Here is a 25360-nt window from a genome sequence, read left to right on the forward strand (position 1 = left end):
TGCCCCAATAAGGTGTTTACTCTGTGCTAGCAAAATAATTTAAATCCAGCTCGCGAGCTGCCTTTACATCGTCTAGCCGCTTAACGGGTAAGGTATGAGGCGCCTCTCTCAATAAAGTTGGATTGTTGATCGCTTCTTGCCTGATGTGCTTCATGATATCAATAAAACGATCTAATTCCTCTTTACTTTCTGTTTCAGTCGGTTCAATGAGTAAACATTCTGGAATCAATAAAGGGAAATAAGTCGTTGGGGCATGATCGCCGTAGTCCAGTAATCTTTTGGCGAGATCCATGGCCGTGATGCCGTAATTTTTCTTCTCTTGGCTTAACGTGAGAATAAACTCATGAGATGCGCGTCGTTCTGGATAGGCCGCGGTATATCCTGCTTTTGCTAATTCTTTCAGTAAATAGTTAGCATTTAGTGTGGCATATTCTGAGACACGTAATAAGCCTTCTTTGCCCAGAAGTCGCATGTAAAAATAAGCACGCAGTAAAATTCCGGCATTTCCCATAAAACAAGACAGGCGACCAATGCTTTGTGGATAATCTTGTCGTGTTGCCCACTGATAGCCCGAATCTGTTTTCTTCACTACAGGAAGAGGCATAAACGGGATGAGCCGTTTACTAACGGCAACTGGACCAGCTCCTGGGCCACCACCACCATGGGGAGTGGCAAATGTTTTATGTAGATTTAAATGCATGACATCAAAGCCCATATCTCCAGGTCTTACTTTACCTAAAATAGCATTGAGGTTAGCTCCATCATAATACAATAAGCCCCCTGCCTGATGAACAAGCGCGGCGATCTCCTTTATTTGACGCATAAACAATCCCAGAGTAGAGGGATTGGTTAGCATAATCCCAGCAGTTTTGGGGCCTAGTTTGCTTTTGAGCTCATCGAGATGGATGTCTCCATCTTTATCGGTAGTTAGTTCTACGACCTTAAAGCCACACATAACGGCGGACGCCGGATTAGTACCATGAGCAGCATCAGGAATCAGCATTTCATCACGAGCGGTGTCGCCTCTTGATTGGTGATATGCTTTTATCATGGCGACTCCGGCAAACTCTCCTTGTGAACCTGCCATGGCAGTTAATGACACGCCTGGCATGCCGGTAATTTCAGCGATATTATTTTGTAACTGGTACAATGCTTCTAAAAAGCCTTGGCTTTCTTCTTCTAAAGCAAGAGGATGACGATTAGCAAATCCTGCAATGGATGCTGCTTTATGCACACCGCGAGGATTGTACTTCATTGTACAAGAACCCAAGGGATAAAAATTAGTATCTATAGAAAAATTTTTATGCGATAGGCGAGTGTAATGTCTTACTACTTGCAGCTCCGAACAAGCTGGTAATTTGGGGGGCGTCTTACGTTGTAAGGCAGTAGGAACAGCATATTTACTCGGTGCCACTTTAGGTGCTTGAGCGGTTGCCTGACGCTTTGCTTTGGATAATTCAAAAATCAACATAATTTACCTTCCATTTTTTGAATAAGTTCCTTGAGCTCCTCTCTATGCATCACAGGGGTGAACTCAATAAATTGGTATTCAGCAATTTCTGCCAGATAATAGGGGTCCTTTTTAAATATGGATTCTAAATAAGCTTTATCACTAGTAGCCGCAATGATAATTCCCCCTGTTCTAGGTTTCATTGGTCCTGAGGCAACTAATAAACCTTGTTTGTAGTAGTAGTCTAGAAACTCTCTATGAGCGGATAAGTATTTATCTACTTCTTGCAGTGAGGCTAAATAGGTCATTTGCACAATGATCATTGGGCACCTCTCTTTTTGCTCATAATGTTGTTCAAGGTATTAGCGTAGTGCGCAATCTCTTCTGCTGTACGCATTTCGGTCGCACAGATTAAAAGCGTATTAGCCAGTTGTGGGTAATGAACCGCTGGGGCATAACCTCCAGCAATGCCAGCCTCGGATAATTGGGCTAATACTTGCTCTACCGGTTGATTGAGTCTAATTAAGACTTCATGGAAAAATGGGGTGGTAAATACTGGTTCTATCCCCTCAATTTGCGTTAATGCATCCAACAACTCATGAGTATTATGATGACATTGACTTGCAACTTGATGTAACCCTTCTGCTCCCAATAGACTCATATGGATGGTTGCAGCGGTAACTAATAATCCTTGGTTAGTACAAATGTTCGAAGTTGCTTTTGCGCGTCGAATATGTTGCTCGCGTGCTTGTAGGGTGAGGCTAAAACCGGTTTTTCCCTCTTTATCTACGGTACGCCCTATTAAACGCCCTGGCATTTGTCTTACATGGGCCATACGAGTACTTAAAAAACCAAAATAAGGGCCACCTGATGCCATAGGCGAGCCTAATGGTTGTCCCTCTCCGCAAACAATATCAACGCCATGTTGCCCCCATAAACCGGGAGGGTTCAATAGGGCGAGTGAAATGGGATTCACACAAGCGATGCTAATCGTTTTATTGTCATGAGCCCAATTGCTTAGCGCATCGACTTGTTCTAAACAACCAAAGAAGTTAGGTTGGGCAATCACTAAAGCAGTAATGTCTTCGCCATTATATTGCTCCAGGGTAGAAAGTGTGATGATCCCTTGTTGCTCATCAAACGGCAGAGTGAGCACTTCAATATGTTGATTACGCACTATCGTTTCAATAGTCTCACGGTAAAAGGGATGGATAGTCCCCGCTACCAGTACGCGATTGGTTTTACTGTGTTTATTGACGCGGACTGCCATTAAAACAGCTTCCGCTAAAGCGGTTGCTCCATCGTAGAGGGACGCGTTAGCGACTTCCATACCGGTTAGTTCACAAATCATAGTTTGGTATTCATACAATAATTGTAATGTGCCTTGACTTGCTTCTGCCTGGTAGGGAGTATATGCAGTTAGAAACTCACCTCTTGAGGCTATATCCCACACTGCTGCAGGAATGTGGTGTTCATAGCATCCCGCTCCAATGAAACAGACTCCATTTCTATTTTTGTTTGCTAAATAATGCGCCTCTTTAAGCATATCCATTTCATTCATACCCGCAGGGATATTTTGGAATCCGGCATATTGCAACGCCGTAGGAATTTCATCAAATAAGGCTTGGGTATCAGTAACACCAATAGCTTTGAGCATCTCTTTTGTGTCTTCAGCAGTGTGTGGGATAAATGGCATGATTAATGTTCCTCAGCTATCTCATTTTGATATTGATCGGCACTTAATAAGTTTTTTATTTCGTCAAGGTTAGATGGTTTTAATTTAACGAGCCAACCTTCGCTATAAGGATCGGAGTTCACTAGAGCTGGATTAGCAACAATTGCCTCATTGACCGCTGTGACTATGCCACTGATTGGTGCATAAAAATCGGAAGCTGCTTTTACCGATTCAACAACACCGAGTTCTTCACCCGCACTGACTACATCACCAATTTCAGGTAATTCAACAAATACCATGTCACCTAATAATTGCTGTGCATGATCGGTAATACCGATAATGACCTCATCGGCTTCGGTTTTTAACCATTCATGAGTTGTGGTGAATTTTAATTCATTCATTATGTTATCCTTATCTTATAATTTTATCTGTGAAGCAATCGTTCGCTTTATCATCTTCAGCTCGAAGAGGGATTTTCTCTTGATTGCGCAACGTTTTGTTCAAGAGCCCTCCGCCACTATGCTAAGTTGAGACGAGTCGTTATGATGCTGAAAAGTTATATGGCCTGGCCATGTTTTACAAAACGTGGCTTCCCTACTTTAGCCGGAATTAATTTACCGCGAATGTCCACTAACACCTGCTCGCCTGTTGCTACAGGAACTCGAGCCAAGGCTATGGATTGGTCTAAGGTTGGGGAATAACCGCCGCTGGTAATAATGCCATCAGGACATCCTTCAATGACGACCTTTTGGCCATGTCTCATTATTCCTTTGTCTAGCAGTGTGAGCCCGACCATTTTTCGTTTGACTCGGTGCTGTTTTTGCGAAACTAAGGCTCCCATGCCAATGAAGTCGCGATCTTCTGGCTCCCATTTGACTGTCCATGCAAGACCTGATTCGAGAGGGGTCGTGGTTTCATCCATATCTTGGCCATACAAAAGCATGCCAGCTTCCATGCGCAGGGTATCTCGAGCAGCAAGGCCACAGGGCTTGACTCCAGCGTTAAGTAAGTCATCCCATAACTGGGTTATGCTTTCTTTAGGGACAATAATTTCAAAGCCGTCTTCACCGGTATATCCCGTACGAGCAAAAAACCAGTTATCCACGTCAACGCATTCAAAATTAGTTAGAGTGGAGATCGCATCAATTTGGGCAGGACTAAGAACCGTAAGCGTTTTTTCTATAGCCTTGGGGCCCTGTATTGCTAGCATAGCGAGTTCTGGTCTTTCTTGTAGGCCGACGGCAAAGCCTTCACTTTTTTTGCGAATCCACTTGATGTCATTTTGGCGAGTAGCAGAGTTAAGAACGACACGGTAGTTGTCAGAAGCACGTTGGTAAACAATTAGATCATCGATAATTCCACCGAGCTCATTACACATACAGCTGTATAGTGCTTTGCCGTTATGTTCCAATAAATCGACATCATTAGTAAGGAGTTTACGCAAAAAGAGGCGGCCACCAGCGCCCAAGAGGTCAATTATAGTCATATGTGATACGTCAAACATCCCTGCATCCTTGCGGACAAAATGGTGTTCGTTCAGCTGAGAACCATAATGGAGGGGCATGTCCCAGCCATGGAAATCAACCATTTTAGCACCACAGGCGAGATGAGTAGCATGAAGAGGGGTTCTAGCAATCATTGTACATCCTTTTTTTATCACCTTGATTGCTGTGATTATACCGATTGCGATTAATTTTGCGAGATTTCCTTTTCTCTTTTTCTATGATTATGTTTTGAAATCGCTATATACTAGATTTTTATTGAGACAAGCCCGAAAGTTCCTGGAGTATAAAATTGACTCTTGGTCACAAATCACCAGGAAGGAGCAACGCCCATCTGGGCTTTGCGGCATTGTGGCACCGATGTGACTAAGAGGCAGGAGCATGAAATGGGGATTCACATAGGACGATGGATACTCGATATAGGATGGCTAATAGTTCTACTCCTATTATTGAACCATTTTTGGCAAGATAGAAAAGCATTGGTGCGGGCTCAATCCTGGCTTAAAGCTAGAGGGCATATTACTCTCTGCGAATGGGTCACTGTGGGGCACAGTGTTTGGCCTAAAATTGAATACACTTATCAAGTAGCCGAGCAAGAATTGGTGGGTGAATACTTATTTTTGGATACTTCCCATAATAATCCTAATAGTAAATACTCACGTCGTATGGCGTATAAAGTGGCGGTTGCTTACAAGGAAAACTCAGAAATTGATATTTATTACAACCCCAATCATCCTGAGCAATCCGCTTTGGATGTAACTATTCCTAAAAAACTAAATTTTATTCTCTTATTAATTGGTGTTTTAGTTTTGGCTCAAATTGGCATTATTATTTTCCGGCTCCTGGGGTAACAGGGGTTGTTGCAGCAGGTGCGGCTTGTGGTTGCTCATTAGGGCACTGACAAGGTGGTGATATCACCGTAGATTGCATGCTATTGATACTTAACCCCCTTACCCCCTGGCCTGATGGCGCAGTAGTAAAGCCTATCACCACTTTTAAATTTTGCCGTTGCTGGTATTGAGGATTTTGATACACCACTAAAATGGTCATAGTCGCTTGCCAATGAGTCGGATCGAGAGTAACTAGTCTTGGGGGTTGGGTTGCTACAGCAGTGACATCATACTGATTTTTTTGTATTGCTTCTGGCAATTTTGAAGCATCCAGTGCCTTGCTATAAGCTATCCATCCGTTAGAACTGTAATATTTTGCAATTTCTTTTTGTTGTTGAATAAAGGTTTTATAGTTAATAGTGTAAGTGGCAATAATCGCCTCATTAGCCCATACCGCTAATTGGGTCCTATCGGGCGTGGCTCTTGCAAATTGGGAAAAGAGTAAGCCTATTAGAGCGAATAAGAGGGCAGTTTTTTTGTTCATCCAGTCGTTCTCGGTTGCGTTATATTAAGCTAGTGTAGCTATTTTTCAGAGACAAAAAAATCCCCGGCAAATTGACCGGGGCAAATAATATGTCCGAATTACTTTAATTCAGACGTTACCCCGCATAAAGAGGGGAAAGCGGGGTAGAGCATTCGGGGGAGAATGCTCATAAATATAGACACGCGTTGCATAAGAAAGTTCAATATTTATTCATTTTTTTATTTTTCTATAGTTATAATGCTTGTAGAATACCGGCATAAGGTACCGATGGACGGGCATTTGTGGTATTTTATAATGGATTTTTTTTGAAATTTTATTGTAGCGTGTAGACGTCAATTAATGTAGGTCTGGCCCATGGCCCCGACCTACAACAGAAAAATAATTAATTTAGAAACCTATTGTTCTTGCGTTCGCGTCTGTATGTCATCCTGAGCATAACGCAGGAACTTCTCGAGGTGGCGTAGCCCACTTTTCAGAGGAGACAGTAGTTTCAATCCGAATAACTTTGAAAAATGTGAGAGAGCATGGCGTTTAACAGCCGTTTTTATTTTGCCAATCCGGATAAGGTCGGTCGATTTATTAATCGCTGGGATCTGCTTTTGTTGATTATTGTATTTTCTGTTATATTTTTTCTGGGCTGGGCTGGTTCCCAAATGGCAACTCCTTATCAATTAGGAGAGCAAATACCCATCTCATTAGCCCCATCCAATCTTCCTTTTTATGCATTACGTACGGTATTAAGGCTATTTATTGCCCTGATTTTTTCTATCATTTTTACTTTTATCATTGGTGCTTTAGCCGCAAAGAACCGGCGGGCAGAGCAAATTATTATTCCAGCCATTGATATTTTACAGTCCATTCCTGTCCTTAGTTTTTTATCTATTACGGTTACCGGATTCATTCATTTATTTCCTAATAGTTTGCTTGGTCCTGAGTGCGCTTGCATTTTCGCCATTTTCTGTGCCCAGGTGTGGAATATGACTTTTGGATTTTACCAGTCATTAAAGACGCTTCCTCATAACTTAAAGGAAGTTGCCTCCATATTTCGTTTATCTGCCTGGCAATGTTTTTGGAAAGTAGAAGTTCCTTTTTCCATGTCAGGCTTATTATGGAATATGATGATTTCTATGTCGGCTAGTTGGTTCTTTGTGGTTTTATCGGAAGCCATCTCAGTGGCTCACCAAAACATTCGTTTACCTGGAGTAGGTTCTTATATTGCTTTAGCCATACAACAAAAAAATTTGCATGCGGTGGGCTATGCCATATTAACCATGGTCATCGTTATTTTTTTATACGATCAAATTTTATTTAGGCCATTAATTGCCTGGTCTGAAAAATTTAAAGTGGAGCAATCTCCTGACGAGACTGAATACCAATCTTGGTTAATCGATTTAATAAGAGGCAGTCGATTAATGAAACGATTTACCAAGACTATAGGGGTGTTCACTGATGCCTTTGTTAATGCACGTTGGTTAAGAATCAGTGAGCCTAAGGCTGTGAAAGAAATAGACTTTATAAAGCAAAAGCGAATGGATAGGTTCTGGGGAGCTATCATTTTAATCTTAATGATTTGTGGTTGTTGGTTTTTGCTCAGATTTATCCTTGCGGAGTTGAAGGCAAGTGATATTTTGCATGTATTCCTGCTAGGTGCTGCTACTGGAACTCGGGTCATCGTATTAATTATTATCAGTTCACTTATTTGGATTCCTGTTGGCGTATGGATAGGGCTAAGGCCGCGTATCGCACAAAAAATACAGCCAGTCATCCAATTTGTAGCCGCTTTCCCGGCAAATTTATTCTATCCATTGTTTGTTATCGCTATAGTTGAATTTAATTTAAGTGTAGAAATATGGGTTACTCCGCTGATGATTCTTGGGACTCAGTGGTATATTTTGTTTAATGTGATCGCAGGGGCATCGACTATTCCTCGTGAGCTATATCTTGCAGCAGATAACTTTGGTTTAAAGGGATGGATTTGGTGGAAAAGATTAGCTCTGCCGGGAATTTTTCCCTTTTATATCACCGGAGCAATTACTGCTGCTGGAGGAGCATGGAACGCTAGCATTGTGGCAGAATGGGTGAGTTGGGGGAATGTCACCTTAAGAGCTACAGGTCTGGGTGAATACATACAGGCAAGCACTGCCTCTGGCAATTTTCCGCAAATCGCCTTAGGTACAGCAATGATGTGTATTTATGTATTGGCTTTTAATCACCTTATTTGGCGTCCGCTCTATCGTCTAGCAGAAGAGCGATTTAATTTTAATTGAGGCCCCGATGTCTGAGACTATTATTTCTATAGAGAATTTAAGTAAATCGTTTAAGAAGGCGGCAGTTCAAGAACTGCTTGTTCTTGAAGATGTTAATTTTAAATTACAAGAGGGCGAAATTGTTGCCTTATTAGGTAAATCAGGCTCTGGAAAATCAACGTTGTTACGAATTATTGCCGGACTTGTCGCTCCTTCTAGTGGTACAGTAACTTATAGAGGAAAACCGGTAACAAGGCCGGTGGCTGGCATTGCTATGGTATTCCAATCTTTTGCTTTAATGCCGTGGCTGACTGTTTTGGAAAATGTAGAGCTTGGTCTGGAGGCGCAAGGAGTAAGTCGTGAGGAGCGGAGGCATAGAGCGATTGAAGCTATAGATATCATTGGTCTTGATGGCTTCGAATCCGCTTTTCCCAAAGAGTTATCGGGGGGGATGCGCCAACGGGTGGGATTTGCTCGAGCTCTAGTGATTAATCCTGATGTCTTATTGATGGATGAGCCTTTTTCTGCACTTGACGTGTTGACTGCAGAAAACTTGAAGTCTGACTTATTGGAGTTATGGAAAGAAAGAAAAACGAATACCAATGGCATCTTATTGGTAACTCATAACATCGAAGAGGCAGCTACTTTGGCTGACCGTATCGTCATTTTTGGTAATGACCCAGGATATATTCGTGCCGAATTACCGGTCACTTTACCACAACCCCGAGATCCTGAAACGCCGGAGTTCCGTGCTTTAGTTGACAAGATTTATACTTTGATGACTACTGGTCCTAAAGAAAAGGCAAAACGTGCTCAGCGTGAGCGTCAAATAGGTTTGGGCTATCGTCTTCCTGATGTGGAGCCTTCTGAATTATCAGGCTTGATTGAGACGATGAAATCTTTTGAAGAGCGCATCGATTTACCCGAGCTGGCCGATGAGCTGATGATGAATATAGATGATTTATTCCCTATCTTAGAAACTTTAGAAATACTAGGTTTTGCTATGGTCTCCGCTGGAGATATTCAATTAAGTGATTTGGGAAAGCAGTTTTCAGAAGCCGATCTGCAAGAGCGCAAGCAATTATTTGCCCAGAGATTACTAGAGAAAGTGCCTTTGGCTCGTTATATCCGCCGTGTCTTGGATGAAAAAGTAGGACATAGGGTTTCTGAGGAGCGCTTTTTAAGCAAATTGGAAGATTATTTAAGTGAGAAAGAAGCGGAGAGAGTATTGCGTACCATGATTGATTGGGGACGCTATGCAGAGATTTTTGCTTATGATTTTAATACGGGAATTTTAAGCTTAGAAAATCCAGGGAAGGGAGGCTAACAACAATGAATATTGCGCTACTGGTGATGTAGCTTGGGCACTATGGCCATGGCCGTCAGGTTAAGGGCGAAATGAGGTAAATGAGATAGCACGAAAAGTCCTCTCGGCCGCGCGAGGACTTTTGATTAGAACTCAATACTCAATCGCGGGAGAGGGCCTTAGAAGGATAGTTCGCTCTTGGCTTGACGGCCATGGGCTCTTGGCCCGAACTACCTTTAAGTTGGTTGTTTCATTAAATAATCAAGAATTTGAAATAGACGTTCAGGACTTCCCGCCATTTGCAAATCGGTTTTATATTTATTATTGACAACAAAGGCTGGTACAGCATTAATTTGATATCTTGCCATTAAATTCATACCATTACTGACACGCATATCAATAGTTGATGAGTTCTCGAAAGCGCTTTTGGCAATTTCTCTATCGACCCCTTGGCTAATAAAAAAATCTATCATTGATTGTTTGGTGTTTAATGGTTTTTTATCGTCCTGTATGGTTTTAAATAATAAAGGATTTAATTTATCAGACATTGCTAGCGTTTTCGCAGTATAGTAGGCCTTAGCGTATAACTCCCAGTCAGGTTTAAACACTACAGGAACACGCTCTAATTGAACATTTTTTCCCATTTTGCCAACCCATTCATTAAGCGGTGTTTCAAGACGGTAGCACCAAGGGCAGCCATAACTAAAAAACTCGGTAACCATTGGCGTTTTGTTTCTGTTTTCAATGGGTTGTGGATTAGAAACCAGTTGATAATCTTTCCCTTCAATAAATGGTGCGGCCAAGGCTAAGGCTGGTAAAAGGAAGATTAATCCAATTATTTTTTTTAACATGTTGTAATTCCTTAGGAGCTGTTAATGGTTTTTCTCTCTTGAACAGCAGCCTTATTATCTCGAGATGCGTGTAACGAGGGAATTCCTGGTTTTTGCCTATATTTAACATTGATGTTCATGTTGTCTACAGGAATTTCCTCACAACGTTTACGGATGACAGGGTCTTTGAGCAAGAAAGTAGAAATGGTAACAGACCCTAATATAAACCTTCAATATAATGTGCTACAGCAATCATATCTTCCTCGTCCATTCTGCTACAAATATCTTGCATAATGTGGTTTAAGTCATTGGTTCTTTTACCATTTTTAAATGCACGTAATTGTATTAGAGTATAAGCGGCGTGTTGTCCGGAAAGTACGGGAAAACCTGCTTGAGCATTACCAGTACCTTTAGGCCCATGACAAGCAATGCATGCTGTAATGTGTTTATCAAAGTCTCCGCCACGATAAATTTGTTCCCCGCGTTGTAGAAATTGTTTAGGAGTTGAGCCTTGGGGATAGGGAAGTGGAGCATAAAATGCGGCCAATTCTGCTATATCTTGAGGACTCAGTGTGGCAATGAGTGCCGTCATTGTTGGTGATTTGCGCTGGGTGCCCTGTTTGATGTCATTCAATTGTTTGATGAAGTATTTTTCATTTTGTCCTGCAAGATTAGGCCATTCTGGATTGGCACTAATACCTTGAGGGCCATGACATGCAGCACAAACTTGAGTCTTATTTTGTCCAGGGGAAGGAGCGTCTTGGCCATAAACCAAGAGAGGGGAGCACAGGATAAAGGCTAGTGCTAATTTTTTCATCGATTTCTCATCATAAATTCTTGAATTAATGGTACACTGCTTGGGTCTAAATCCCAAAATGAACTAAAATCCAATGTCTGTAAATCCATATTCTAAAGCAGTATTTATAAAAAGTGCAGCCCGTGTTGATCAATTACCTGCTGATTCAGGTTATGAAATCGCTTTTGCAGGACGATCCAATGCCGGCAAATCTAGTGCTTTGAATTGTTTAACAACAATAAAAAATTTAGCACGAACGAGTAAAACTCCAGGCCGGACGCAATTGATTAATCTTTTTTCTTTGGATGAACAAAGACGTCTTGTTGATTTACCTGGCTATGGATATGCCAAAGTAGCCTTGCAATTGAAATTAGAGTGGCAAAAAAACTTGGCTCATTATCTTGAGGTAAGGCAAAGTCTGAGAGGACTAGTGTTATTAATGGACATAAGACATCCACTCAAGGATTTGGATCAGATGATGATTGATTGGGCTATCGCTCGTGAGCTTCCAGTTCATATTCTATTGACTAAGTCAGACAAGATAAGTCGTAGTGATGTAAAAAATTCAGTCCTCAAAGTCCGTAAGGCTTATGATTTAGCGCACCACCTGGTTAGTGTTCAATCTTTTTCTTCGCTGAAAAAAGAAGGGGTTAGTGAATTAATCTCTTTACTAAACCAGTGGTTTGAATGGAACGAGGCCGTTCCTACTTAACGCATGCGAATCAATTCTATTTGAGATCTGTCTTCATTAGTTAATTGAAAGTTATTAATACTTAAATCTTCTTTCATATGTTGTAGGTTCGTAGTTCCTGTCAAAGAAAGTATTCCTATCTCTTTTGCAAAACGGAAGATGATCTGAGGAATGGTTTTTCCATGCTTTGTGGCGATGGCTTGTATTTCTGGTCGGCTGATGTATTGCTGGTTTGCTGTAAGCAAAGAAAATCCTTGATAAACAAGGTTATGTTCCGTACAAAAATTTCTAACTTTCTGATCCCATTGTGTAATTGCATAGCAACGATTTTGTACAAAAAACGGCTTTACAGACGCTTCTTTATAAAGCTCTGCCAATTGATTGATATTGATGTTCGATACGCCCAAATGCTTTACTTTGCCCTCATGATAAATTTGTTCCATCGTATTCCACACTTCCCAATCAGCTGTGGTAAGTCCTTGGGTATAATAAGGGCCATGAAGAATATAGGAATCCAGATAATCTGTATGTAAATGTTGTAGTGAACTGATAAAAGACTGTTTCACCTGCGTTGGTAACGGGTCTTGGTCATTATAGGGCTTTCTATCATCTTGGCCTGTTGCATAGGTGAATTTGCTTTGCAGAAATAAATGCTCTCGTTTTATTGAGTTACTCTGTAAAAATTGTTGAACTCCTAACCCGACCCCTTCCTCAAAATAATGTCGGCGTTGATTAGCAGTATCTATACCGATAAAACCAGAGTTTAATGCCTGGATCACTAATTCTTGGGTTTGCTCTTCTTTCCACGCAGTTCCATACAGCATTTCTGGATAATCCATTGATGTGGATGTTTGCTCTAATAGAGACATTGAGGTTCCTCTGCAGATGAAAATAATTTAAAATAGGACTTACATAAAACGCGCTCTATTTCATTAGGCTTCTGTCGAAACTGTGCTGTATCGGTGAATTGCTTCGCTAAGCTCGCCAAGACGAAATATGCATGCCCCATGAACGATTACATCATTTCTTCATTCCTTTAATCAATTCTTCAACTATATTGGGGTTAGCTAGAGTAGATAAATCACCTAAATCATCAATATGTGTTATTTCTCGGCAAGCAATTTTACGCAAAATACGACGCATAATTTTACCGGAGCGTGTTTTAGGCAAGTCGCTGGCAAACTGAATGACATCAGGTTTGGCAATAGCACTTATTTCCTCTTTTACATGATTGATTAATTCTTTTTGTAAGGTTGCATCAGCCTGATTCCCCTGTTTCAGAATCACAAAAGCATAAATTCCTTGGCCTTTAAGGTCATGAGGAATACCTACGACTCCTGCTTCAGCAACCATAGAATGACTAACCAATGCACTTTCAATTTCGGCAGTACCGAGTCTATGTCCAGAAACATTAACGACATCATCCACGCGACCGGTAATCCAATAATCGCCATCTTCATCTCGTCTGGCACCATCTCCGGTGATGTAGTACTTATTTAGTAAATAAGTTTCACAATATCGTTTGTGATCACCCGCAATGGTTCTTGCCATGGACGGCCAAGGATATTTCATCGCCAAGAATCCTTCACCGCTTCCCGCTAACTCCTGACCATGCTCATCAAGTAATACAGGGATGACCCCTGGAATAGGTTGACATGCCGCTCCGGGTTTGGGAAGTGGATCATCGCTAGCGCTTGGGCATATCATGATTGCCCCTGTTTCAGTTTGCCACCAAGTATCTACAATCGGGCACCTACTCTGACCTACTTTTTGATGATACCAGTGCCATGCTTCGGGATTAATGGGTTCACCAACACTACCAAGCAGCCGTAAAGAAGCCCTGGAGCTGGAGTTTAACCATTGATCTCCTGCTTTCATCAGCGAACGAATGGCGGTTGGAGCGGTATAAAAGATATTAACCCGATATTTATCAATAATGCGCCAACTCCTTGCCGGATCTGGCCAAGTAGGAATGCCCTCAAACATTAGGGTTGTAATACCATTACACAGCGGTCCATAGACCACGTAACTGTGGCCAGTAATCCAGCCTATATCCGCAGTGCACCAATAGATTTCTCCCGGCTGACAGTTAAATATTAATTGATGGGTATAGGCTGTTTGGACTAGATAACCACCTGTGGTGTGGACTACGCCTTTAGGGGTGCCAGTGCTTCCCGAAGTGTAAAGAATAAAGAAAGGATCTTCTGCATCCATGGGTTGAGGAGCGCATTGATCTGTAACTTCTTGTTTTAGGTCATCCCACCAATATTCTTTTTTCTTATCTAAGCTGATAGGAATGGTATGATTGTTGATAACCAACATCTTTATATTGAGATCGTTGCTAGCACTCTCTGCTTGTGCTTTTAATGGTACAATTTTTCCGCCACGCTTAAAGCCATCTGTTGTAATAAGACACTTACAGTCTGAAGCGATAAGACGTTGTTTCAGCGCTTGGGCTGAAAATCCTGCAAATATGACTGTATGGATCGCACCAATACGCGCACAAGCGAGCATGGCAATAGCTGCTTCGGGTATCATAGGCAGATAAATGGCTACGGTATCTCCTTTGTTTATGTTTAAACGCTTAAGTACGTTGCTCATACGACAGACTTCCGCATGCAGTTGAGCAAAAGTGAGCGTTCTTTGTTCTTTATCATCATCTCCTTCCCAGATGATGGCTAGTTGGTTTGCTTTCTGCGGAAGGTGTCTATCTAGGCAATTTGCACTAACATTTAAAAGTCCTCCCTGAAACCACTTTACATCCCCGTGTTTTAAGCCACCTTCTAGTGTTTTATGCCAGGGTTGTATCCAATCAACGGTTTGTTTGGCAATTTCTGCCCAGAACTCTGCTAATGATTCTTCGGTATGTGATAGATGGGGGTGACGAATAGGAGCGGAACACATATTAGACCTCTTTTCCTTGGGCTATCAGTTTAATAATGGCGGAGAAATCTTTTTCTCCTAGTCCTTGATCAATTAAGCGCTGGTACAGTTCAGTACTTATTGCGCCTAAAGGGGTTTCTAGGTGAATAGAGCGAGCGGTGTCCTGGCTTAAATTTAAATCTTTAAGCATCATAGTGGCTGCGAAGCCAGGGGTATAATTATTATTTGCCGGGACGTTTTCTAAAATGCCGGGAACTGGCACATATTTACTGAGAGCCCAACATTGGCCTGATGAATTGTTGACGACGTCAAATAACTTGTCTGCGGAGAGGCCTAGATGCTCTGCCAAAGTAAATGCTTCAGAAATAGCAATCATAGAGATGCCCAAGATCATATTATTGCATATTTTGGCAGCCTGGCCATTGCCGGCGTTTCCAGTATGAATAATTTTCTGGCCCATTATAGACAGGATTGGCCTAGCGGCATTGTATGCTTTTTCATCACCACCAACCATGAAGGTTAGAGTCGCTGCAGTAGCCCCGGCTACACCACCTGATACTGGTGCATCCACAGCCAGAAGATGATTTTCTTGTGCAATTTGGTGTACCTCGCGAGAAGTTTTTACATCAATGGTTGAGCAGTCAATAAATAAAGCACCTTCTTTTGCCTGGCTCAATAATCCATCTACCCCGGTACACACGTGTAATACCTGTTGTCCTGACTGTAACATGGTAATAAGAACATCTTGTTCTTTAGATATTTCTATCAAGTTATTAGCTATTAGACCGCCAGCATCAGAAAGGCGGTCCATAGCCGAGTCGTTTAGATCATATCCCGTAACACTGTGGCCTGCCTTAACAAGATTAATAGCCATGGGTAAACCCATATGCCCTAATCCTACAAATCCTATTTTTGCCATTGAAAGCTCCGTAATCGCTGTATTGGACTTCTTGTTCTCAAGCAAAATTTGCTCGAGATGCAAGAAACCTATCTAATCATGAGTCGGCATAATAAAAGCACTTGATTTTACTTCAGTAACAGGCCATTTGCTGGTCACGGTTTTGCGTCGAGTATAAAAATGAATACTTTCTGCTCCATGCATGTTGGTATCACCAAAAACAGAACGCTTCCAACCGCCAAAAGGATGATTTGCTATGGGAACAGGGATAGGAATATTAACTCCCACCATGCCCACTTGTACACGCTGACTGTATTCTCGCGCAGAGAAGCCATCACGAGTAAAGATCGCTGTGCCATTGCCGTATTGATTGCGATTGACAAGAGAAAGAGCCTGTTCAAAGTTATCTACTCGAGCTATGACTAAAACCGGGCCAAAAAGTTCATTCTGATAGACAGACATATGTTCTTCTACATGATCAAAGAGGCAGGGACCCATGAAGAATCCTTGTGGGTGATCTGGATGCCTAAACGCACGACCATCTATGATTAAGTTGGCACCTTCGCTGATTCCCTTATCAACGGCTGCCAAGACTTTTTGTCTGTGGGTACTACTGATCAGTGGACCCATATCGGTATTGGCGACATCGCCAGCACCAATACGTATAGCGCGAATTTGTGGTGCCATTTTTGCAATTAAAGCATCTGCCGTTTGATTGCCTACAACAACAGCCACAGAGATAGCCATGCAGCGTTCACCAGCTGAACCATAAGCTGCCCCGACAATAGCATTTGCGGCTTGATCTAAATCTGCATCAGGCATGACAACACAATGATTTTTTGCACCGCCAAAAGTATGGCTGCGCTTACCATAAGCAGTTGCTGTAGTATAAATTGATTGAGCGACCGGAGTGGAGGCCACGGCGGTAAATGCGGCAATATCTGGATGAGCTAACAGATGCTCTACGGTTGTTTTGTTTCCTTGGATACAATTGGCCACTCCAGCAGGTAATCCGGCATCAGTTAATAATTCCAGCAAGCGAATAGGAGCAGAAGGATCTTGCTCTGATGGCTTGAGAATGAAGGTATTACCACAGGCAATAGCAGGAATCATCATCCAGATAGGCACCATCACTGGAAAGTTGAAAGGAGATACTCCAGCGCAAACCCCAAGAGGTTGTCTTAGCGTATGGCAGTCAATGTGGCTGGCCACATCAGCTGAGAACTCGCCTTTGAGTTGATTGACCAATCCACAATGTAATTCAACAACTTCTATAGCACGTGCTACGGAGCCTTTGGCATCGTCTAAAGTCTTACCATGTTCACGGGTGACTATACGAGCCAAATCCATTTGATGTTTTTCTAATAAATCACGAAATTTGAATAAGATGCGTGCTCTTTTAATTGCAGGAGTTTGAGCCCAATCTATTCCTGCTTCTTTGGCAGTGGCAACCGCTTTGTCACAAGTTGCTTTTGCGGCAAAATGTACTTGACCGATGATTTCACCTAAGGCGGGATTATAAATTGGGAGATTTTCTGCATTTGTTTCATTGACCAGTTGACCACCAATGTGGTGAGGTACCGTATAGCCCATGACTAAACTCCTTTTTATGTTGCTTTTTATTTACACCAAGATACTCCAAAATACTCTTTTCCGTCTATTGCTTTTTCTATTTCAGGAATTTTGTAAGAGTTCACTTAATGATGTCAACTTAAGGAATCAATCCTGGCCGCATAATTGTAGCCCGGTTGCTTGCAAGCGGGGAGGGGGGTGATTCCAAGTTTGCTCCTGGTTGCCAGCAGCCAGGCTATACGCGCTTAAGTTGGCTTCATTTAAGTATCGTGATTTTTTTTAAGATTGCTTGATAGTGATAACACGCTTTATCATCTCGAGACCCTTGAGTTTCAAGTACCTCAAAATGAGAAGGGTTTCCTGCGTTGTCTAATGCATTTTTAATCGCTTCGTCAATTCCTAGTTCAGAATTTCCTGTAAAAACTTCTATACTTTTCATGTACATCCTTTTAACATTTATTGTAGAGAGTTATAGTTTAACATGAAGTAGAACTATTAAGATAATTAACTTTCTAGGGACTGATAATATGTCTACTTATCTTGGTTCCAGTGCAGTGAGTTTCTGTGCTGTTACGCCCAGGAATCACCTCATAAGGATTCAAGTGAGCAACAAGTTCACAGCCCCATCTAATCTCGATTGGGTTAAATAATTCAACAGTTTGATAACTTATTGTTTTATTGAATTATTTATACAGTAATGAATTACTTAAGCAGTAAGGGAATATCGCTATGGAAAAAGGCATAATTTTACGTGTTCCGGAAGGAATGGAATTACCAGAAAAGGTAGCAGCTACATTAGGTAAACTCCTACCTGATAATGAAAAAGAAACTTATCAGCAAACTCCTGATTATAAAGCAAGCATTATACGCAGTATTAATCGTCTTCACGCGGCATTTTCATTTATTCTCGACTCTTATCCATCTACCTTTATTAATGCAGATACGTTAAGAACTTACGCCGCAAAATGTAAGGCCGCGTGCAATCTGCAAAAGGAGTCTGTTGAGGATTTACACCTTGAGTTGGAATCATTTAATGCCAAATTAATCAATGTTCTGTCAGCATGTTGGCAATGGCCATCTGGAGCCAAGCCTGTCAAAGAAGCCATTGCTTTGTTAAATGATGCTGACTGTTTTAACATGATGATGAGCCATGGACGCCCCGATATAGCAACTTTAACGCCTTTTGAAATAGACGGCAGAAAAGAATATATATTGCAATACGATGAATCCATTCCTCCATATTATGATTTATTGCTCTCTGAAATAGAGACTATAAAAACTAAAGAGTATCCGAAAACCCCCTCTTGGTTTCGCACACTTGAAGAGCACCAACAGGCTTATTTGTGCAATTTACAATTAGATAATGTAAATCCGGCAACGGTAATGCATGATTTGAATGATTTTTTAAAAGTCTGGAATAGCATTAAGGATGAGTCATTAAGCCTTCTTACAGAATTAAAACAAATTGCAACAAACGCTCTACCATTGCCCGCTTGGTTTAATAAGCTTTCTGTCTCTCATCAAGAAATGATTAAGGTCCTAGCGAAAAAACCTGAAGAGATTGACTCGAAATTATTAAAATTTAAAGGGTGGCTTGCTATTAATGCAAATAGCCCCGATTTCAAGCGTACTCTTGCATTAATACCTACCATTCCTCAATGGTATTGGAATATTCCCACGAGCCAGCAATATTTCTTAGAGCATGTGCTGAAAAATGCAACAACTAAAGAAGAGGCTCTTGCTTTTGTGTCTAGCCGCCTTCGTACATTACCGCTTCCTTCAAATTTGGGGGTTCACCGCTTAATAAAAATTAATGCGCAAGGCGAAGCGAGTGAGCTTTATGGTAAAAGGGTTCGATCGAGCCATATTGCAACTCGCGATGGATTAAAATTTCCAGAAGCGGTACAGCAGCGTCATTGTGATTCAAATTTAGCGAAAGTTATGGAGGGGGCCGACCCGGACAAACCCCGTTTAATGCAAACCTTAATTAGTCCTATTCATCTGGTAGATTATGTTCCTAGTGCAGTGACGGATTGGCTTCCTGAATTACCTCCTGATCTAGAATTGTATAAACTAGCTCGAGCTGCTGTCGAAAGAAGTAAACATTATGCTGCAATTTGGCAACATAACCACCCTTATAATATTGCTAAGCGCTATTATTATACCGAAGCTGAGAACATAGATAGCCTTACCATTTTAGCTGTTGCCCAGAAATATGTAAAAGACACACCTGGTTTACAAGAGTTATTAGATGATTACCAAAATGTCTTAGGTTCATCCATGGGATCCGCTACCTTTTGGGATTATGATGGCAGAGAATTATTTTTAAGCTCACTAGAGCACTTAATCGTCCTAACTATAGGCGGCCATAGTTATGCCTCTTGTGTTAGTGGTAAAGACAGGAGAGCTTTGGAATTAATTCATACAGACGCCATGATCCTCTATAAATTAAAATACGGTTGCTGGCCTAAGTTTGGTGCTTCTAAAGATGATCGGGCACGATTTGTTAATGAATTTGTTGATCTTTATATCTCAAGGCATCAGCATGTGTTGGCCGGGCAAAATGCTCATGGTTCTGAGGGAGTTAAAACTCCTGAAATGTATTTACCTCAAGATATTGCCGACGCTATTAAGCAACGTTTAAACATGGAGAAAACTTTAGAGTATGATGATAGGCTGGCTACTGATAATGAAGTAAAAAATATCAGTAAGTATAAAGCGTTAAAAAGTAAACTAGTACCTGAAGGTACCCTGTTATGTAAATTAATGGTGGATCATTTGGGTGAAACGACGTGTAGAAAAATATATGATTCTTTAAGTGGACTAATGCAGCAACCAGAATTATTTAAACCTAAAACAAGCTGGACCGCAACGCTTTATAAAACGCCAAATGCGTCCACAGGAATAGAACAGATTAAAGAAGTAATGCAAGATAAGCAGGCTGGTAGTAGTGTGGAGCGAGTTGAGAAAATATTTTCTATCGTTTTAGAGCGACCTAAAATGGATAAAACAAGACCCAAAGCAACAAATTCAGTTTTTGATAGGGTTCGTGAATTGTTTGATCGTGAAAAGTCATGTGGGCGAAGTCAGGTTTTAGCGGACAATGCAGTGAGGGAGTGGAATCAATTGTTTGAAGAGTCTAAGCAAGGAACCTCTTTGGTGTATTAGTATTTTTTAGATCTTGTTTGCATATTTTGTAAAAAATGAAATTTTTAGCGAATTGGCACAAGATCTAAACATAGCGTCGTCCACTAAGCTTGCAACGCTGTATAAAGCTTAGTGGACGGCGCTATTTACAGTACATGCTCTAAGCCATACACCAAAGTGTTTAATTGCAGCACTTTTTGACAGGCTAATAGTACCCCAGGCATAAAACAGTGGCGATCGATACTGTTATGAGTGATAGATAATGTTTCTCCTAAATTGCCAAATAATACCTCTTGACGGGCAAGCACTCCTGGCAAACGCAAGGAATGAATATTGATCTCATTATGTAAACTACCTCTTGCACCAGGAATTAATTCTTTTAGGTCTAATTTATTTTTAGGCTTTGTTCTTGCTGCAGCAATCATTTCTGCAGTTTTTAGCGCTGTTCCCGATGGCGCATCCAGCTTTTGTCGATGATGCGCTTCTATTATTTCCACTTCGGAGAGATATTCTGCCGCTTTAGCAGCAAAAATCATCATTAAAACCGCCCCTATGGAGAAATTAGGCACAATAATTCCACCTAATTTTTTTGTAGTGCACTGCTCTGTTAATGTTTGGATTTGAGATGGAATTAATCCGGAAGTGCCAATAACGGGATGAGCACCTGCATTGATAATAGCCATACTATTTTCATAGACGCAATCTGCTCGCGTTAAATCGATTACGATACGTGCCTGCGTATCTTTAATGATTTGAGCCAAATTATCTTGTCTACCGAGTTTTCCTACTAACTCAAATTCGTTGTGATTATCTAATGTTTCACAGGCAAGGACTCCCATTTTTCCCTTAGCTCCGTTAACTATCACTCGAGTTGTCATATATTCTCCATTGCTGTTTTGTTCAAGAGCTTATTGGCAAATACTAGCAAAAAAACGCTCTTCTAGAGCAAATTTGCGAATAAGCTCTATGTTAAGAAGCACCTAGTGTGGTTGGTATAGATCTAGGTTTTTGAGTGCTCAGGATGAACCAGACGCCAAGCCCAAACGGCGGCAAAAGGCCAACCAACGATTGTCGCCTGCAGTATTAGTGCAACGAAAGCACCTCCTGGATTATCATAAAGCAATAGAACTAACCAGGGTAAGAGTATGGCAAGAACTGACATTAATATCCGTTTCATTAGGTCCTCATTTCTAATGCTAGATCCCGTATGACAACTATCCTTCATCACCAGCATAAGGGACAAACTGTACAGGATAACTTTTATTTAACAACATAAACGGTGTTTTGATTTATGTTAATTATATGCTGACTCAAGGTAATTTGGCTAATGAGATAATCAATAAATAAGAAGTCCGAACAGGGGGGCTTGCAAACAACCGCCAAACACTGTACATTGTGTGCTCATTTCTAAACCGAATAACAGAATTATTCTATTATCTAATTTCCAGATATGACAATCACCAATGCATGGTCAATAGACTTTTTCAAAGCAAATGACTTTAGCTATTTTCATTTTATTTTACTCTATTCAAGAAAGGTACCAGAATGAGAAGACAGGAGCTGCATCCGCGCACCGCTGTTATTAATAAAAAGCAAAAAAATAAATCTAAAAAAGCCAGACTTGATGCGTTGTCCTGGCTTGCGGTGACTTTCCCTAACGCATTTGATAATTCAGTCTCTATTAGCCCTTTAAAGAAGGGAATTATGGCTGATATTATGGAATATGCCGAGCAAGCTGTTCAAGCAGGTATTTCTAAAAGTAAATTAAGAGAGGCAGTTGTATTATTCACTCGCCGTCTTGATTATTTGACTTGCCTTAAAGCACGGGAAATGCGGATTGATTTACAAGGTAATGTGGTTTCTGAAGTGACTGACGAAGAAGCGGAACATGCTTCTGTAAAAATAAAAAGACGAGTAGAAAAAAGTGTGAGAAATGCTCGCAAAATTTTATCAGAGAAAAATTCAAATCCACCCACTATGTCACCGCAGCAAGGATCAGGATATAGCTTCAAGGCAAGCAACAGTCAGCCTGTATCTGCGCCTGATGACTTTTTACCAATCTATCCACCGAGAAGTCCGCAATCTGCTCCAGCTCAGCCCGCGCGTTCTGCAGCGGTGGTTGTGAAGCATAAAACAACGAAGCAATTTGATCCTGATGCTATCGCACGATTGAAAGAAAAATTAGGTTTATCACGTAGCTTGGAAGAGAAAAAAGAAACGGCTGAATAAATGAAAACTATATCGTTAGTTATGGGCCTAGTATTTATCCATCAGGCATATTCTGCGTCTCATTTCAGTGATTCCCAGCCGCAGTTTAAAAGTCGTTTTGATTTTAAAAGCATTGAGCTTTGTGCTACGGCCAAAGAAACTCTAGCTTATCTCAATAAAGGAATGGCTTATGATCCTCAAGTCATTCATGCGGGTAAAGCAGTGACCATACCTCTTGATAGAGTTAAGGCTACTTTGGTGTTTATATGTAAAAATCAATCGCGCATGAATGATCCCGCCTTTATTAAAGAGCATTTTGATTTCATACGCTGGTATCCTGATGTGAGCCGTGCACGACAACTTTCAGCCAATAAGCCTTTATTACAGCATTTGCCCAAAGACCGTATTTTAATGACTAAATACTATGTGCATTTAGCTACGGCCAATTCCAAACCTACCGCGGCTATGCCTTTTGCTTTGTATGCTCTCCCTAAGGATGAACTGCATTTAACGCTAGAGCAGGCTGATGCCCAGCCGGGACTAACCCGTTTTAAATACGGTAAGCAGGCTATATTGCATGGCGCTTTGAACCATCTCGATGTACCGAAATTAGCTTATTTGAGCCGTGAAGATTTAGAGGCAGCCTTGTTACAAGGTACTGTGGTTGCTGATTTTGGTTCTGGGATGGGGAAAAAGATATTTAATGTCCACAGAAATAATAACATTGCCTATGATCGCACCAAAACACCTTATGCCCAAGAACGGTTTTGGTATTTTAAGCAAGTTGCTGGAGTGAAAGGCTACGGTAAAGATGCAGAATATAAAATAACAGTTAATCCCGGGGTAACCTTCGCGGCAGATTTAACTCAACTTGGTTTAGGCAAAATGCTAATGGTCCAATATCCTGGCCAATCTGGGACATGGACTTCTAAAATAGGCATTTTGGCCGATACAGGAGGGGCTTTTGCCGATAATTTATATCAAGTTGATTATTTAGCAGGCAGTTACCCTGGAAAAGAGGCGTTTTCTCGTGCAACGCGTCATTTACCTGATTATGTTAATGCCTATTTTATGGTTCTAAAAAAGCCTTAATGGAGCTATTAGGCTTTCCTGTTTTAATCCGTCCATGCAGGTTGTACCACAGGCCTATTGTCGGGTCCCAAGGACCCGACCGGTGTTGCTTTACTGGGCTGTAGGAGATGTCTGCAAACTTTCATTATGCTCCTGAGTAGTGAAGCATCGTGATAGCTGCTTAAGAAAAGCTTCCGCTTTTGCCGAGGTCTCATAAGGCTTTGCAAAATTATAAAAACTGAGAAGGTAAGTTATTGTCTCATCGTCCAAATCACTTAGTTTGACCTGAAGCCCTTCTTGTTTGAAGGCACGATTAATATATTGAGCGGCTACATATTCTGGATTGTCTTTAAACTGACGGTGTAAATGTTCAATACCTCGTCTTACATCTTGGGTAATCGCCTCCCTAAATAATGGAAACAGTTTAAAATTCTCTTCCGCTCTCTTTTTTATAGAGGCAACAGACATGTGGTACAGGCTGTCTATAGTTTCAAAAATTTCAAATTTTATATGAGCCGCTTGCGAAAAGGATGCGGGTAGAGGCGGCTCATTTGTATTAGCATTCGCGTATTGTTGAAATATTGTTTTTACCATGTCTAATGGTTCGCTAAATGTATTTTCAATATTCGTTTCTTGGCCATTGGGATACATTATTGTTGATAGGCAACGTCCGAAATCAATTAAAGTCACTTGCAGGTGATTTCCTTTTTCAACTAATCCCCAATTATTATTAAATCGGTCATCTTTACCAAGCAGGACTAATAAAACAGCACAGGTACCCAAACCTCGTACGCGTTTTAATTGATCAGGAAATTGAATGAGTCCCTGATTATTGATTTTATGACCCAGAATGGTCTGATGCTCATAGTTATAACTGGATTCCCATGAGTGGAAATCACTAATAAAATCAGGACCTATTAAAGGCTTCATGGTCTCAGCCTTATAATAACGGTTGTATTTGGGGCTACATTGAGCATCTATATCACGGATAAGTTCAGAGCAAAATATTTCTCTTGATATAGCAAATTCTTTTTCATGTGCATCTATTTCATCATCAAAATGCGAGGTCTTTTTTTCATCAGACTGGGTGAACTCTGCTATTTCGCCATCAAAGTTTTCTTCATCAGGCATCATTTGATCGGAGGTTTCATAATCTAAATCAGCACTATAAAGGGTTTCGTTTCCATCAATATCTCCTTTTTTTAATAATACTTTTTTATTTCCTCCTTCTTTTATCGCGATGCACACCACAGTATTACCTTCTGGTGGCTCCGCATAAAGAATATAGGGAGTGAGTTTTTCGGCAGTTTTTTTAGATAATTTAAAAAATTTCACTAGTTTACCTCGATTACTGTTTTTTTAGGTGAAGATCAATTCGAAACCCTGGGTAAGGGTGTAATTGTATTTATTAATACAGTATGTGAGTTCTTATTCTCTCATGTATCTGTCTGTGGGTTTACAAAAAAGGTCTATTGTATAAAACTAAATCAATTAATATAGCTTTAATAAAGTTGCGCAGAATAGCAAAAATAGTGCCATCTTCCAAGGCATTTAGGAAAGAAATAATCCAAACTGAGCTAAAAAAGAGGTGATGGAACGAGCCGATCTGTACTTGTTGTTCAGCAATCTATTCGACGTACTAATAATTTCCATGCAATTGGTTCCACCTGGTGTTCCTCTTCTTCGACCGCAAGTTAACAAAGCATAACCC

Annotated in this window: 23 protein-coding genes; 7 read left to right on the forward strand and 16 right to left on the reverse strand. The window is 41.0% G+C overall.

Annotated features, from left to right (window positions below; genetic code table 11):
- Window positions 1-16: 16 nt before the first annotated feature.
- The 5 genes from gcvPB to gcvT all read right to left on the reverse strand — a co-directional run bounded on the left by gcvPB (window position 17) and on the right by gcvT (window position 4764).
- Entirely contained in the window at window positions 17-1471 is a 1455-nt protein-coding gene (gcvPB, locus tag LFA_RS00745) for an aminomethyl-transferring glycine dehydrogenase subunit GcvPB (RefSeq protein WP_045094494.1), read from the reverse strand.
- A complete protein-coding gene (locus LFA_RS00750; protein ID WP_045094495.1) occupies window positions 1465-1773 on the reverse strand; it encodes a YciI family protein in 309 nt (102 codons plus the stop codon). The genes gcvPB and LFA_RS00750 overlap by 7 nt, the downstream gene beginning before the upstream one ends.
- Window positions 1770-3146 carry an aminomethyl-transferring glycine dehydrogenase subunit GcvPA gene (gcvPA, locus tag LFA_RS00755; RefSeq protein WP_045094496.1) on the reverse strand — a complete coding sequence of 459 codons (1377 nt, stop codon included), beginning with the start codon at window positions 3144-3146 and terminating at the stop codon, window positions 1770-1772. Before gcvPA ends, LFA_RS00750 begins: the two co-directional genes overlap by 4 nt.
- Before the next feature lie 2 nt (window positions 3147-3148).
- Window positions 3149-3526 carry a glycine cleavage system protein GcvH gene (gcvH, locus tag LFA_RS00760; RefSeq protein WP_045094497.1) on the reverse strand — a complete coding sequence of 126 codons (378 nt, stop codon included), beginning with the start codon at window positions 3524-3526 and terminating at the stop codon, window positions 3149-3151.
- 155 nt (window positions 3527-3681) lie between these two features.
- Window positions 3682-4764 carry a glycine cleavage system aminomethyltransferase GcvT gene (gene gcvT, locus LFA_RS00765; RefSeq protein WP_045094498.1) on the reverse strand — a complete coding sequence of 361 codons (1083 nt, stop codon included), beginning with the start codon at window positions 4762-4764 and terminating at the stop codon, window positions 3682-3684.
- A 249-nt stretch (window positions 4765-5013) separates the two neighbouring features.
- On the opposite strand from gcvT, the gene LFA_RS00770 reads away from it, so the two are divergent.
- Window positions 5014-5478 (forward strand): DUF3592 domain-containing protein, encoded by a 465-nt coding sequence (locus LFA_RS00770; protein WP_045094499.1) that lies wholly within the window; start codon window positions 5014-5016, stop codon window positions 5476-5478.
- Here the strand turns inward: LFA_RS00770 and LFA_RS00775 are convergent.
- Entirely contained in the window at window positions 5456-6001 is a 546-nt protein-coding gene (locus LFA_RS00775; RefSeq protein WP_045094500.1) for a DotI/IcmL family type IV secretion protein, read from the reverse strand. The genes LFA_RS00770 and LFA_RS00775 overlap by 23 nt on opposite strands.
- A 524-nt stretch (window positions 6002-6525) precedes the next feature.
- On the opposite strand from LFA_RS00775, the gene LFA_RS00780 reads away from it, so the two are divergent.
- Window positions 6526-8268, forward strand: a complete 1743-nt coding sequence (locus tag LFA_RS00780) for an ABC transporter permease (RefSeq protein ID WP_045094501.1) — start codon at window positions 6526-6528, stop codon at window positions 8266-8268.
- A 7-nt stretch (window positions 8269-8275) separates the two neighbouring features.
- Window positions 8276-9574: an ABC transporter ATP-binding protein gene (locus LFA_RS00785; protein ID WP_045094502.1), complete on the forward strand. Its 1299-nt coding sequence runs from the start codon at window positions 8276-8278 to the stop codon at window positions 9572-9574.
- Between the two features lie 215 nt (window positions 9575-9789).
- Here LFA_RS00785 and LFA_RS00790 read toward each other — a convergent pair whose 3' ends face one another.
- Both LFA_RS00790 and LFA_RS00795 read right to left on the reverse strand, forming a co-directional pair.
- Window positions 9790-10404, reverse strand: coding sequence for a thiol:disulfide interchange protein DsbA/DsbL (locus tag LFA_RS00790; protein WP_045094503.1), 615 nt, complete (start codon window positions 10402-10404; stop codon window positions 9790-9792).
- A 196-nt stretch (window positions 10405-10600) separates the two neighbouring features.
- Window positions 10601-11200 carry a c-type cytochrome gene (locus tag LFA_RS00795; RefSeq protein ID WP_045094504.1) on the reverse strand — a complete coding sequence of 200 codons (600 nt, stop codon included), beginning with the start codon at window positions 11198-11200 and terminating at the stop codon, window positions 10601-10603.
- Between the two features lie 73 nt (window positions 11201-11273).
- Here LFA_RS00795 and yihA point away from each other — a divergent pair, with 73 nt between their 5' ends.
- Window positions 11274-11891 carry a ribosome biogenesis GTP-binding protein YihA/YsxC gene (gene yihA / locus LFA_RS00800; protein WP_045094505.1) on the forward strand — a complete coding sequence of 206 codons (618 nt, stop codon included), beginning with the start codon at window positions 11274-11276 and terminating at the stop codon, window positions 11889-11891.
- Here the strand turns inward: yihA and LFA_RS00805 are convergent.
- The 5 genes from LFA_RS00805 to LFA_RS00825 all read right to left on the reverse strand — a co-directional run bounded on the left by LFA_RS00805 (window position 11888) and on the right by LFA_RS00825 (window position 17662).
- Window positions 11888-12739, reverse strand: coding sequence for an aldo/keto reductase family protein (locus LFA_RS00805; RefSeq protein WP_084602075.1), 852 nt, complete (start codon window positions 12737-12739; stop codon window positions 11888-11890). The genes yihA and LFA_RS00805 overlap by 4 nt on opposite strands.
- Before the next feature lie 151 nt (window positions 12740-12890).
- Window positions 12891-14774: an acetate--CoA ligase gene (acs, locus tag LFA_RS00810; protein ID WP_045094506.1), complete on the reverse strand. Its 1884-nt coding sequence runs from the start codon at window positions 14772-14774 to the stop codon at window positions 12891-12893.
- Window position 14775: 1 nt separating this feature from the next.
- The gene (gene mmsB, locus LFA_RS00815; RefSeq protein WP_269447732.1) at window positions 14776-15717 is read right to left on the reverse strand and encodes a 3-hydroxyisobutyrate dehydrogenase; all 942 of its coding nucleotides are present in this window, start codon (window positions 15715-15717) and stop codon (window positions 14776-14778) included.
- A gap of 27 nt (window positions 15718-15744) precedes the next feature.
- Window positions 15745-17244, reverse strand: a complete 1500-nt coding sequence (locus LFA_RS00820; protein ID WP_045094508.1) for a CoA-acylating methylmalonate-semialdehyde dehydrogenase — start codon at window positions 17242-17244, stop codon at window positions 15745-15747.
- A 235-nt stretch (window positions 17245-17479) separates the two neighbouring features.
- Window positions 17480-17662, reverse strand: coding sequence for a dodecin domain-containing protein (locus LFA_RS00825; protein WP_045094509.1), 183 nt, complete (start codon window positions 17660-17662; stop codon window positions 17480-17482).
- 290 nt (window positions 17663-17952) lie between these two features.
- Here LFA_RS00825 and LFA_RS00830 point away from each other — a divergent pair, with 290 nt between their 5' ends.
- On the forward strand, window positions 17953-20391 hold the full coding sequence (locus LFA_RS00830) for an oxidoreductase (protein WP_045094510.1): 2439 nt from the start codon (window positions 17953-17955) through the stop codon (window positions 20389-20391).
- A 125-nt stretch (window positions 20392-20516) separates the two neighbouring features.
- Here LFA_RS00830 and dapB read toward each other — a convergent pair whose 3' ends face one another.
- Together dapB and LFA_RS20005 are read right to left on the reverse strand one after the other, a co-directional pair.
- On the reverse strand, window positions 20517-21248 hold the full coding sequence (dapB, locus tag LFA_RS00835) for a 4-hydroxy-tetrahydrodipicolinate reductase (protein ID WP_045094511.1): 732 nt from the start codon (window positions 21246-21248) through the stop codon (window positions 20517-20519).
- 122 nt (window positions 21249-21370) lie between these two features.
- Window positions 21371-21547: a hypothetical protein gene (locus tag LFA_RS20005; protein WP_172653442.1), complete on the reverse strand. Its 177-nt coding sequence runs from the start codon at window positions 21545-21547 to the stop codon at window positions 21371-21373.
- 368 nt (window positions 21548-21915) lie between these two features.
- On the opposite strand from LFA_RS20005, the gene LFA_RS00840 reads away from it, so the two are divergent.
- A complete protein-coding gene (locus LFA_RS00840) occupies window positions 21916-22599 on the forward strand; it encodes a ProQ/FinO family protein (protein ID WP_045094512.1) in 684 nt (227 codons plus the stop codon).
- A gap of 21 nt (window positions 22600-22620) precedes the next feature.
- On the forward strand, window positions 22621-23670 hold the full coding sequence (locus LFA_RS00845) for a hypothetical protein (RefSeq protein ID WP_407927642.1): 1050 nt from the start codon (window positions 22621-22623) through the stop codon (window positions 23668-23670).
- 90 nt (window positions 23671-23760) lie between these two features.
- Here LFA_RS00845 and LFA_RS00850 read toward each other — a convergent pair whose 3' ends face one another.
- Window positions 23761-24984 (reverse strand): hypothetical protein, encoded by a 1224-nt coding sequence (locus LFA_RS00850; RefSeq protein ID WP_045094514.1) that lies wholly within the window; start codon window positions 24982-24984, stop codon window positions 23761-23763.
- Window positions 24985-25360 lie beyond the last annotated feature (376 nt).

This window comes from Legionella fallonii LLAP-10 (genome assembly GCF_000953135.1).
GTDB classification, from domain to species: Bacteria; Pseudomonadota; Gammaproteobacteria; order Legionellales; family Legionellaceae; genus Legionella; species Legionella fallonii.